The organism is Pedobacter metabolipauper (genome assembly GCF_004362715.1).
GTDB lineage: Bacteria > Bacteroidota > Bacteroidia > Sphingobacteriales > Sphingobacteriaceae > Pedobacter > Pedobacter metabolipauper.
In genome coordinates, this window is sequence record NZ_SNYC01000006.1 from 252,836 (window position 1) to 265,450 (window position 12,615).

At 39.2% G+C, this 12,615-nt stretch carries 11 protein-coding genes; 3 read left to right on the forward strand and 8 right to left on the reverse strand.

Features of this window, described 5'->3' with window-relative positions:
- The first annotated feature begins 26 nt into the window (after positions 1–26).
- Positions 27–326 carry an FtsB family cell division protein gene (locus ATK78_RS17830; protein ID WP_133577493.1) on the forward strand — a complete coding sequence of 100 codons (300 nt, stop codon included), beginning with the start codon at positions 27–29 and terminating at the stop codon, positions 324–326.
- Here the strand turns inward: ATK78_RS17830 and ATK78_RS17835 are convergent, their stop codons facing one another.
- The gene (locus tag ATK78_RS17835) at positions 327–935 is read right to left on the reverse strand and encodes a trimeric intracellular cation channel family protein (protein ID WP_133577659.1); all 609 of its coding nucleotides are present in this window, start codon (positions 933–935) and stop codon (positions 327–329) included.
- Positions 936–946: 11 nt separating this feature from the next.
- A complete protein-coding gene (locus ATK78_RS17840; protein ID WP_133577494.1) occupies positions 947–3,031 on the reverse strand; it encodes a hypothetical protein in 2,085 nt (694 codons plus the stop codon).
- Positions 3,032–3,122: 91 nt separating this feature from the next.
- On the opposite strand from ATK78_RS17840, the gene ATK78_RS17845 reads away from it, so the two are divergent.
- Positions 3,123–3,854 (forward strand): L,D-transpeptidase family protein, encoded by a 732-nt coding sequence (locus ATK78_RS17845; protein ID WP_133577495.1) that lies wholly within the window; start codon positions 3,123–3,125, stop codon positions 3,852–3,854.
- 11 nt (positions 3,855–3,865) lie between these two features.
- On the opposite strand, the gene fabG is transcribed toward ATK78_RS17845, so the two are convergent.
- The 4 genes from fabG to ATK78_RS17865 form a co-directional block, all read right to left on the reverse strand.
- Positions 3,866–4,609 carry a 3-oxoacyl-[acyl-carrier-protein] reductase gene (gene fabG, locus ATK78_RS17850; protein WP_133577496.1) on the reverse strand — a complete coding sequence of 248 codons (744 nt, stop codon included), beginning with the start codon at positions 4,607–4,609 and terminating at the stop codon, positions 3,866–3,868.
- Positions 4,610–4,641: 32 nt separating this feature from the next.
- Positions 4,642–5,697 carry an agmatine deiminase family protein gene (locus ATK78_RS17855; RefSeq protein ID WP_133577497.1) on the reverse strand — a complete coding sequence of 352 codons (1,056 nt, stop codon included), beginning with the start codon at positions 5,695–5,697 and terminating at the stop codon, positions 4,642–4,644.
- The gene (locus ATK78_RS17860; protein ID WP_133577498.1) at positions 5,681–6,556 is read right to left on the reverse strand and encodes a carbon-nitrogen hydrolase; all 876 of its coding nucleotides are present in this window, start codon (positions 6,554–6,556) and stop codon (positions 5,681–5,683) included. The genes ATK78_RS17855 and ATK78_RS17860 overlap by 17 nt, the downstream gene beginning before the upstream one ends.
- 114 nt (positions 6,557–6,670) lie before the next feature.
- A complete protein-coding gene (locus ATK78_RS17865; protein WP_133577499.1) occupies positions 6,671–6,874 on the reverse strand; it encodes a cysteine-rich CWC family protein in 204 nt (67 codons plus the stop codon).
- 79 nt (positions 6,875–6,953) lie between these two features.
- On the opposite strand from ATK78_RS17865, the gene ATK78_RS17870 reads away from it, so the two are divergent.
- Positions 6,954–9,077, forward strand: a complete 2,124-nt coding sequence (locus ATK78_RS17870) for an LruC domain-containing protein (RefSeq protein ID WP_133577500.1) — start codon at positions 6,954–6,956, stop codon at positions 9,075–9,077.
- Between the two features lie 105 nt (positions 9,078–9,182).
- On the opposite strand, the gene ATK78_RS17875 is transcribed toward ATK78_RS17870, so the two are convergent.
- Positions 9,183–11,567: a ribonucleoside-diphosphate reductase subunit alpha gene (locus tag ATK78_RS17875; RefSeq protein WP_133577501.1), complete on the reverse strand. Its 2,385-nt coding sequence runs from the start codon at positions 11,565–11,567 to the stop codon at positions 9,183–9,185.
- A 57-nt stretch (positions 11,568–11,624) separates the two neighbouring features.
- A complete protein-coding gene (locus ATK78_RS17880; RefSeq protein WP_133577502.1) occupies positions 11,625–12,599 on the reverse strand; it encodes a ribonucleoside-diphosphate reductase small subunit in 975 nt (324 codons plus the stop codon).
- Positions 12,600–12,615: the final 16 nt, after the last annotated feature.

The window sequence follows — 12,615 nt, forward strand, 5'->3', positions numbered from 1 at the left end:
AAAAGTATATTTATATATTTGTTTACATGAACCGTTTACTGGAACTTATTCGTAACAAGTACTTTCTGTCTGTAGCAGCCTTCATAGTATGGATGCTTTTTTTCGACAAAAATGATGTGGTTGCCCAATATGAATACCGGTCGCAGGTTAATAAACTACAGGAAGAAAAGGATTTTTACGTTAAAGAGATCGATCAGGTTAAGAAAAATCTCAACGAACTAAACACCAACTTAAACACCGCCGAGAAATTTGCCCGCGAGAAGTACTTCATGAAAAAAGACAATGAAGATGTTTTTGTGATTGTTAAAGAAGAGCCTAAAGATTAATTACCCAAATCTGGGAAGCGTTAATTTATACCTTACCACTATTATTCTTAGCGCAAAGATGAATGCGATGACGGCGATCTTCGCAAGATCTGGCTTTAAATTAAAGTAAAGCAATGCAAAATACAGTATCCCTCCCATGATGCATGCCGTTGCGTAAACTTCTTTCCTAAATATCAAAGGAATGGTATTGAGCAGTGTATCACGAATTACCCCTCCAAAGCAGCCGGTTATTGTTCCTAAAGCAATACAAATTCCAGGGCTAAGACCAAATACAATCCCTTTCTCTATCCCCAATATGGTAAATAATCCCAATCCTAATGAGTCGAACAGAAAAAGAGTAATTTTGAATTTCTTGATATAGGTTTTAAAGAAGATGGTGGCTATTGACGTAAGCAGAATGAGCAGGCAGTAATTTACGTCGCGCATCCAGGCTACCGGTGTATCTCCAAGCAACAGGTCACGTACGGTTCCACCGCCTATTGAGGTTACAAATGCAATAATGAGTACGCCAAACGGATCCAGCCTTCGCTGCATAGCCGCAAAAGAACCTGAGATGGCAAATGATACTGTTCCTAATATTTCAATAGCTTCAATTGTAGTGATCTGCATATATTGCTCCTTTACACTTCTCCGTTTCTTTTTCTGAAGAACCATTCCATGGCTAACAACAGCATAATCATTATAAACAGCCACTTATAATTAATCAGTTCCTCGTATTTGCGGTCTTCATAGCTTAAAGTCTTGATCTGCTCATTGCTTTCTATCGCTTTCTGAATCTGATTTATATCCTGAGGCCTGTATAAACGGCCATTTGTCTGGACGGACATTGCATTTAGCAACTGATGATTTGCAATGGTTTGCTGATATTCGGCAACCAGTGTATTGATATAAAATACACCCTGAGCTGTATATTTATTTTTACCTAGTGTTGTACTGGCCACATAGGAATAATTACCGGAAGGCAGAGTTCCGGCATCCAGCTGATAGGCTGATTCTGTACGGGAGAATAGAAAATTATAGGCCTTTCCTGCTGAGTTTTTAACCTGGACATTTACATCAGCTGTATTTACAGATACATAACTGTCATTATACAATACGGCATTAATGATGATGTTCTCATTCTCATCAAACGTATTTTTAGCGGTATAAACCCTAAATTTACGCTTATCATCTTTTACGGATAAGTATTGTGTGGTTTTTAAGACTAAACTGTTTACTATAGAGGGTGCAAGTCCTTCTTGCGCTTCTGCCAGTTTCCATCGCCATATCCCTTCACCTACCAGGTAGCCTGTTTTTTTTCCATTATTGGCCATGAAAAACAATTGTGGATATTGCGTTTTAATTTTTCCAATCCGTTGGTTAAATACTATGGCTGCATCTCCTTTAATTGCTGCAGATCCAAAAGGTGATACTAATGGATCAAATGTTTCTAGTACTTTAACCGAGGCGGCATCAAGATCAAATGCTGTAAAATTTGGGTTAACGGCACTGAAAGCTTCCTGTAGCGTTCCTGTATTTCCTCTAACCTCTACACCATCTTGCAGCCGGTTAAATGCATTCAGATTACTTTGAGCACCCAGGATGTGCCATACGGATACATTAGCTGTTTTTAACTTATTAAAAAAGGCTGTTGGTTCTGTTTGTGATGACGGCAGCTGGTATAAAATGATTAAACCAAAATCGGCTGGATTTACAGCATTTAGTTCTTCTCCTAAAACTACTTTTAGGTCGTAGTATTTATTTAGGGCAATGGCCTGTTTTAATACGGCAATATCCGGATGTGGGGAAGCGGCAGCAATCAATACTTTTTGCCGGGCATCAATTACCTCTATGAATATATCCTCGCTATTATTGCGGATAGAGATTTCATTACTGACTGCACTGAGTGATATGGTATATTTTTGTATTCCAAGCTTTGTTGCTTTTAATTTAACGGGTATATTTTTGACAAATGGATTTGACCCAATCTGCTGACGCGCTTCGTATACTTTGTTTCCATTTTCCAATACTGATATAGTTGTTGATTCTCCTTTACTTTCAAATGCCTGAACCTGCACTTCTATGGTAAACTCATTATCAAGATATACAATATTATTATGGTTCACATTGGCGATCATCACGTCTTTTTTAGGGATGGTATCTCCTAATGCAATGGTATAAACCGGAGCTTTAAGTTTATTGATATCGTATAAAGGGCTTCCTCCACGATTAAATATTCCGTCTGAAGCCAAAATAACAGCGCCAACGTTACGGTTTAACAACTGGTCGTTCAATTGCGCAATAAAATTTGCCCCATTGGTTAATTTTCCTTTGTTCTTAAAATCAAAGCCAGTCCTTACGCTATCACTAAAATTATAGATCTTAACCTCATATTTGTCTGAAAGGTGATTTGCCAGACTATTTAGATCCTGTTCATACTGCTTTTTATCAAATCCTGCTGGTTCAATATGGTCTATTGACAAGGAATTGTCCTGACCGATAATAATAATTGGTTTTTGGAGGTTGTATGAAATACTCCTGATCAAAGGAAAGAACAGCAAGGCTGCAATGGCAGCAAATACTATGGCACGAGTAGCCGCCAGAGCATATCGAAGCCTTTGATCCAAATGCGAAGTTTTTTGATACAATAGCCAGGCAAATAATATGCCTGCAAACAGGCATGCCAGGAGGGTTAATAAGGTGTATAAATTAAAGGAATCGCTCATAGCATTTGCGTAAAGATGCTAAATTTTAAAAAAATAAGTTCTATTTACCAGATAAAACTTACTTTACATTAAATATTTAATTGATCAATCCATGAAGCGCTTTCTTAACCTCATTTTTTTAGTAATTACTATGCTGCCTGCACTTGCACAATCGGATATTAAGAATAAACAGTTAAAATTTGAACGGGTAAGGAATGCGTATGACGAAAAATGGACTGCCTTACAGACGGATTTAAAAAAGGCCGGTTTGGGTGGAAAGATTGAGATCTGCATTACCGCATATAAAACTGAAGGGGTATTGGAACTTTGGATTAAAAATAAAAAACATCAGTTTACACTATTTAAAACTTATAACTTCTGCAGTCATTCCGGCACGCTTGGACCTAAGGTGAAAGAAAATGACGGGCAGACCCCGGAAGGTTGTTACTACATAAATGTTCTAAATCCGGTAAGTACGTATCATTTATCGCTTGGATTAAACTACCCTAATGCTGTTGACAAATTACGAAGCGGAGAGCAGAGACCGGGTAGTGACATTTACATTCACGGAAATTGCGTTACTATAGGATGTATTCCCTTAACGGATGAGAAGATAAAAGAGGTGTATGTATTGGCTGTTGAAGCACAAGATGGCGGACAATCTAAAATTCCAGTTTTCATATTTCCGTTTAAGATGACGAGTGCTAATATGAATAAATATATAACTCAGTTTCCGGCACAACAGATTTTTTGGAAAAATTTACAGCCCGCTTATGATTATTTTAAAGCGCATAAAAAACTTCCAGCCGTTTCAGAGCTGGAAGGTAAGTATGTTTTTAAATAAGTTTAACGGTTCTATAGCATTCCGCCGCAAACGGAAAGTACTTGTCCGGTAACGTAAGCACTCATGTCTGAAGCAAGAAATACACAAACATTAGCTACATCTTCAGGCTCTCCGGCTCTTTTTAATGGAATCCCTTCTTCCCAACCCTTAACTACTTTTGGATCCAGTACATCTGTCATCTCTGTACGGATAAATCCTGGAGCAACTACATTGGTGCGGATATTCCGTGAACCCAATTCTTTGGCAAGAGATTTAGAGAATCCAATAATGCCTGCTTTTGAAGCGGCATAGTTGGCTTGTCCGGCATTTCCCTGGACCCCTACTACCGAGCTCATATTGATGATTGATCCTTTACGCGCTTTCATCATTACCTTAGAGGCTGCTTTGGAGACATTAAAAACAGATTTTAGATTTACATTAATCACCTCATCCCAGTTTTCTTCGCTCATGCGCATCAATAACCCATCTTTTGTGATTCCTGCGTTATTTACTACAATATCTAAAGCACCAAAATCTGCTACAATATCTGTGATTAACTTTTCTGCCTCATCAAATTTGGATGCATCAGACCGGTATCCCTTTACCTGGGTACCAAAGCCTTGAAGCTCCTGCTCTAAAGCCTGGCCTTTCTCTACCGATGACAAATAGGTAAACGCCACATTTGCACCTTGTTCTGCGAATTTTTCAGCAATTTTACGACCGATTCCTTTTGATGCTCCGGTAATTAATGCTGTTTTTCCTTCTAATAACTTCATCTATATATTGTGATTTTGATTAATAACTTTTATTAAACAGCAGGCTCCTGCTGACTTAGACAATGGAAACTTCCTAATCCCCAGATAATATCTGTTGAATCGATCCCTACTACTTTTCTATCCGGAAAAACTGCCTCTATGATCTCCAATGCTTTTTTATCATTTACATCTCTGAATGTTGGAACGATTACTGCCGCATTTGCAATATAAAAATTAGCATAAGAAGCTGGCAATCGGGTATCTTCATGAATTACTGGCGAAGGCATTGGAAGTTCAATAATATTTAAAGGCTCGCCATTTAGTAACCGCATCGCTTTTAATTCTTCCAGATTCTCTTTTAAAAGGATATAATTTTCATCCAATGGATTAGATTCTATTGCGGTTAGCACCGTATTTTCATTTACAAAGCGGGTGATATCATCGATATGACCATCTGTGTCGTCGCCAACAATTCCGTCACCAACCCATAGGATCTGCTCCGCACCATAACATTCTTTCAAATATTCTTCGATCTGCTCCTGGCTTAGGTGCGGATTCCGGTTCTTATTTAAAAGACAGGCCCTTGATGTTAATATGGTTCCTGCACCATTAAACTCTACGGAACCCCCTTCCATAACGATCCCGGGATAGAATACAGGAAGATCAAAATGATCTGCAATTTTTGTTGGGATCACATCATCTAATTCATAGGGTGGATATTTGTTACCCCACGCATTGTATCCCCAGTCAACCACAACTTTTTTAGGATCTGTGTTGCTATTAATCAGAAAGGCTGGTCCATGATCACGGCACCATGCATCATTACTCGGATTGAAATAGAATTCAATCTTGTCCAGATCAGCACCGGCCTGTTCCAATTGTTCCAAGGCAAATACTTTAGTTTCCGCATCATTGACATTGATCCTTACGATTTCTCCTTCGGCAACGATCTTGATGAACTGGCAATAAGGCGCGTAGATGGTTTCTATCTTTCCCGGCCATGATTCTTCTTTATGGGGCCATGTTAACCAGGTTGCTTCATGCTTAGCCCATTCTGCAGGAAAGCGGTATCCGGCTTTCTTCGGAGAGTTATCAAACAGACTCATCATCTATATATCTTTTGGTGATCTGTGAATAACTGTCAATTCTTCTATCGCGCAAGAAAGGCCAGTGAGTCCGGTAACTGTCTGATTTAGACATATCGATTTCTACTACTTTCAATTCTTCTTTATTGTGCGAGGCCTGGTAAAGAATGGTACCAAAAGGATTAGACACAAAGGATCCGCCCCAGAACTCTACTCCTGCTTCTTCGCCAACCCTGTTAATACTCACTACGGGTATACCATTAGCAATGGCGTGCGACCGCTGGATGGTTTGCCATGCGTTATATTGTTCGGTATTGGTAGGCTGATCTTGTGTAGTTGCCCAACCTATTGCTGTTGGGTAAACCAGGAAGTCAGCGCCCATTAACGCGGTTAATCTTGCTGCTTCCGGATACCATTGGTCCCAGCAAATGAGTACACCTATTTTAGCATATTTAGTTTTAAATACTTTATATCCAAGATCTCCTGGTGTAAAATAGAATTTTTCATAAAAACCCGGATCATCAGGAATATGCATTTTGCGATATTTTCCAAGATAGGTTCCATCAGCATCCAGAACAGCTGTTGTATTGTGGTATAAACCTTCTGCTCTTTTTTCAAATAGAGAAGCTACAATGACGACATTCAATTCTGCAGCTACTACTGATAGTATATCTGTAGATGGACCCGGGATTGTTTCTGCAAGCTTAAAGTTCTCATAGTTTTCTTCATCACAAAAATATAGAGAAGTAAACAATTCCTGAAGGCACACTACCTGCGCGCCTTGTGCTGCAATTTCCCGGATCTTAACGATTGCTTTATCTAAATTTTCCTGTTTATTATTGGTACAACTCATTTGTACCAATCCAACTTGTACTTTAGCCATTCTTTATCAACAAATAATTTTGGCTAAAGTTAGCCAAAAAAAATAAATTAGTGGGTATCGCAAGTAGTTTGGAGATGAATGACATTACTCATGAACAGCGTAAAAAAATGGGCATTAGGAAGCCATCATATCCCGATATTCTTGCTGCAGCTGAAATAAACAAAATGAACAGAGGCATCCCTCATGCTGTTCACTAATGAACTGCATTTCGTTCAGATTGAGCTGAACCACGCTGCATTGGCATTTGGTATAGGAATTTGCCTTACACTCTATGGGTGAGCCGCAGCGTTCACACGGTATAATCTCATGTTTAGCCATTTAAATTCAAATATACGACCTTTTGATGGTATCCGCTTTGTAGCCGTTCTTTATTACATTACTATTAAAAAAACTAGCTATGAAAAAATCCATCCATCTTCTTTGCCTGTTATTCATGCTTATTGCAGGCTTAAGTTCGTGTAAAAAAAGCGGCACAAAAGACCCCGAACCAGATCCCATCAGTCCAATTCCAAGTTCATTTAGTTATGCTACAAATAAGGAACTTTCTATTTCTGTACGGCTATTAACAAACGCAGATAAACCTATTCAGGGCGCAGTACTGAATATTACAGATCCGAATAATAGCGAAAGGGTATTTCTAAGGGCAGTAAGTGATGCAAATGGTTATATAAGAGGTAACATATCTGTACCTTCTTATATGGATACACTAACTATTAATCCAAATTATATTGGACTTCTGAACAATGTTAGGGCACACATTGGAACTAAAACCTCCGTTAATGCAATTATTGGAGGTGTTTCGATGGCTAGTGGAGACATTATTCCTGAGGTTGTCAAATTTCCAGCGGTTACAAATCCCGGAAGTATCCTCGCTACTGGCGGAACAGGCAACAAAGCACTGGCCTTAACTTATGGCTATCCTTCTCCATATACCAGTTCTAATGATGCCATTGTAAATACGTCGACCTATCCGCTTGCGCTTGGACGGCCCAAGTATTTGGAAGCTACTGCAGATGTCATTGAAACAAGTTTGCTTAATTACGTAAACGCATCTTTGCCGGAGGGTAAACCCATTACAACATCACATCCTGATTATTTAAGTGCCAGTGCTTTAAATAATATTGTAGTTACTGCAACCAGTGATATTTATGTAACATTCGTTTCTGAAGGCGCAAATAATCTAAACACACTGGCCTATTATGCCTATGATACGGACAGCCCTCCAGCCAATGTTACTTTAGGGGGTGCATTAGGGGGGATTGACAAGATAACCATGGTATTCCCAAATGCATCTGGCCTACAATCTGGCGGTGGCTTAATTTCTGGCGACCGGGTAAAGCTTGGTACATTTGATGCGGGAACAACCATAGCTTTTGTTCTTATACAGAATGGGTGGAATGGAAGTGGTGTTTCTACTTCTTCTACGAAATTTTACTCGGAGACTAAATTTAATCCTGAACTCAGTACAACAAAGAAAAAGCATTCTGTACTCCTTTATGATAATGTTCACAGTCTTTATTTGATGGGATTTGAAGATATTAACAGGGAGGCGACATCTGACAATGATTTCAATGACCTGGTAATTTATGTAAAATCCAGTCCGGCAAATAGCGTTTCTACGACGGGTATGTCTTTAATAGACAAGGGCGGTGATACAGATGGTGATGGTGTGATTGACGGCTTAGATGATTTCCCTAATGACCCTTCCAGAGCTTACATTACTTATTCTCCATCTGCTACCGGATGGTCTACCCTTGCATTTGAAGACAACTGGCCTATAAAAGGTGACTATGATGTAAATGACCTTGTCGTTAATTACCGGTATACCTTTATAAAAAATGCACAAAATGCAGTTGTTGAAATGGCGGGCGAATACCAGCCTGTTGCTGCAGGTGCCAGCTATAAGAACGGATTTGGTGTGCAGCTTCCTATATCAGCTTCTTTGGTTTCTTCTGTAACAGGGCAGAGTTTACAAAGCAGTTATATTCAGCTTGCTTCAAATGGGGTTGAATCCGGACAATCCAAAGCTGTTCTTATCCCATTTGATAATTATGAGAATCTATTACGAAATCCGGATGGAAGTGCACAGGTAAATACAGATCCTGCTAAATCAAAAGTTACGCCTTCAAAGGTTACTTTAGCCATTAAATTTATTAGCCCGGTTGCTGCTGCTGATCTGGGAACGGCTCCTTTTAATCCATTTTTAATTATCAATTTAAAAAGGGGCTATGAAGTACATCTGCCATTTAATAGTCCTACAGATAAGGTAACAAGTTCTTTATTTGGAACGGGTGATGATAACAGCAATCCAGCCACAGGAAGATACTATCTGGGTAAGGACAATTCTCCATGGGCGTTGAGTTTTACAGATATGTTTAGCTATCCGATTGAAGGTAGTCCGATTACGAATGGATATATGCATTTTAATGAATGGGCAACCTCCGGAGGCACAACCTTTAAGGATTGGTATGTAAATACTGCCGCTGGTTTTAGAAATGGCACATATATTTACAGCAAATAGCTGTGAGAACCTAAAGTACAAGTAATTAGTTGCGTATTAAAGAAAAGGCTGGCTCTGATAAACATCAGGCCAGCCTTAATATATTTGGTTAGAATAGTAAACCGGTTAGCCTGAACAGCTAATGCAACCTTCTTCCATTGAACAAACAGGTCCTTCTACAATCTCTTCTGCACTTTCACTTTGTGAAATGTGTTCAGGGATTACCGGCTCCATGTTCTTACCAGCCTGATTCTCTACTGTAAACTTAACGGCTTGTGAAGCTGCTTGTGTACGCAGATAATACATACCAGTTTTCAATCCTTTTTTCCATGCATAGAAATGCATTGAAGTCAATTTTGAAGTATTTGGTGCATTGATGAACAAGTTTAGGGATTGAGACTGGCAGATATACGCCCCTCTGTCTGCAGCCATATCAATGATACTGCGCATTTTAATTTCCCAAACTGTTTTATAAAGTTCCTTGATATAATCTGGAATCTCTGCAATCTCCTGAATAGATCCGTTGGCTAAGATGATACGGTCTTTCATTGCTGGTGTCCATAGACCCAGGGCAACCAGGTCCTTTAACAAGTGTTTATTTACCACAATAAACTCACCGCTCAGTACTCTTCTGGTGTAGATGTTAGAAGTATAAGGCTCAAAGCATTCGTTGTTACCCAGGATCTGAGAAGTAGATGCGGTTGGCATTGGAGCAACAAGCAGGGAATTATAAACCCCATCTTTAACTACTTTTTCACGCAAAGTTTCCCAATCCCACCGGTTACTGTCTGGTTTTACGTTCCATAGATCAAATTGGAATTTACCTTTAGACAAAGGAGATCCTTTAAAGGTTTGGTAAGGTCCGTTTTCAACAGCTAAAGCGTGTGAAGCGGTCATTGCTGCAAAGTAAATCGTTTCGAAGATCTCTTTGTTCAACTCACGTGCACCTTCACTTTCAAATGGTAAACGCATTAAAATAAATGCATCGGCCAATCCTTGTACACCTAAACCAATTGGTCTGTGACGCATATTAGAATTTTTTGCCTCTTCTACCGGGTAGTAATTATAATCTATAATTTTATTCAGGTTCAATGTAGCCTGATAGGTTACATCATACAATTTCTGATGATCAAACTCACCGTTGATTACAAATCTTGGTAATGCCAGTGATGCCAGGTTACAAACAGCTACTTCATCTTTAGAAGTATACTCAATGATTTCTGTACACAGGTTTGAACTTTTAATGGTACCCAGGTTTTGTTGATTTGACTTGCTGTTTGCAGCATCTTTATACAACAGGTAAGGTGTACCGGTTTCAATTTGCGAATCTAGTATTGCAAACCACAACTCTTGTGCTTTGATTGTTTTGCGTGCCCTGCCTTCTTTTTCATAGCGTTCATACAAAGCATCGAATTCTTCGCCAAAGCAATCTGCAAGGCCTGGTGCTTCATGCGGGCAGAATAAACTCCATTCGCCGTTTTCTTCTACACGTCTCATAAATAAATCGCATACCCACAGTGCATAGAACAAGTCACGTGCGCGCAGTTCTTCCTTACCGTGGTTTTTACGCAGGTCTAAGAAACTGAATACATCTGCATGCCATGGTTCTAAATAAATGGCAAAGGCTCCTTTACGTTTACCCCCACCCTGGTCTACGTAACGTGCAGTATCGTTAAATACTTTAAGCATAGGTACAATACCGTTACTTGTTCCATTGGTACCACCAATATAAGAACCTGTAGCACGGATATTATGAATGCTTAGACCAATACCACCTGCACTTTGTGAAATCTTAGCAGTCTGTTTTAATGTATCATAGATACCCTCGATACTATCATCTTGCATGGTTAACAGGAAGCAGGATGACATTTGAGGCTTAGGGGTAGCTGCATTAAACAGGGTTGGTGTAGCATGTGTAAACCAGCGCTCGCTCATTAAGTTGTAAGTTGCAATTGCACTTTCAATATCTTCTTTATGGATACCTACAGATACACGCATGAACAAATGCTGGGGACGCTCAACGATCTGTCCATCTACCTTTAACAAGTATGATTTTTCAAGGGTCTTAAAGCCGAAATAATCAAAGCCAAAGTCTCTGTCGTAAATAATGGTGCTATCCAGAACATCTGCATTCTCTTTAATAACCTCCCAAACATCGTCAGCAATAAGGGAAGCTGGTTTACCTGTTTTAGAATCTATATAGTTATACAGCATCTCCATTGTTTTGGAGAATGACTTTGTTGTATTTTTATGCAGGTTGGATACTGCTATACGCGATGCAAGCAGTGCATAATCCGGGTGTTTTGTAGTCAAAGAGGCTGCGGTTTCAGCTGCAAGATTATCTAGTTCTGATGTTGTAACACCGTCATATAACCCTTCGATTACCTTCTTGGCAACATCGATCGGATCTACAAGTTCAACATTAAAACCATAACATAACTTTTCAATACGAGCAGTTATCTTATCAAACCTTACCGCTTCTTTACGGCCATCTCTTTTTAGTACAAACATATTTTTCAGGTATTAGTAGTGCATATTATTTAATTATTATTTTTTGATGGTGATGACCTAAAAGTCATCATCCAATGAGAAAGCTGCGGCTTTATCTTCGGTTGAAGTTAACACACCACTTTTTTGGTAATCTCCTACTCTTTTCTCAAAGAAGTTGGTTTTACCCTGTAGTGAGATCATCTCCATAAAATCAAATGGGTTGGTGGTATTGTATATTTTGGTATATCCCAGTTCCTGGATCCATCTGTCAGCGACAAACTCAATATATTGAGACATTAATTTAGCATTCATACCTATTAAGGCAACAGGCAATGCATCTGTAATGAATTCTTTTTCTATTTCTACAGCATCTCTGATGATCCCATGAACTTGTTCTTCGCTTAATTTATTTTTAAGCATGCCGTATAACAAACAGGCAAATTCACAGTGTGATCCTTCATCTCTTGAGATTAGTTCATTGCTAAAGGTAAGCCCCGGCATTAAGCCGCGTTTCTTAAGCCAGAAGATAGAGCAGAAGCTTCCACTGAAGAAGATTCCTTCAACTGCTGCAAAAGCAACAAGGCGTTCTGCAAAGTTTCCGCCTTCTATCCAGCGCAATGCCCATTCTGCTTTTCTTTTTACACAGGGAACGGTTTCTATGGCATGAAAAAGTCTGTCTTTTTCATCAGGATCTTTAATATAGGTATCAATCAGCAGAGCGTAAGTTTCAGAGTGGATGTTCTCCATCATAATTTGGAAGCCATAAAAGCATCGGGCTTCCGGCAGCTGAACTTCACTCATAAAATTAACAGCAAGATTTTCATTCACGATGCCATCGCTGGCAGAGAAGAAAGCCAGAATGTGTGAAATAAAATGTCTTTCGCCATCATTTAGATTATCCCAATGTTTTTGATCGTCTGAAAGATCGATCTCTTCTGCGGTCCAAAAACTAGCCTCACTCTTCTTATACATTTCCCAGATCTCTGGGTATTTAATCGGTAAAAGGACAAAACGATCTTTGTTTTCTCTTAATAATACTTCTTCTTCTTGCATAAGCCGCTGTTTTTAG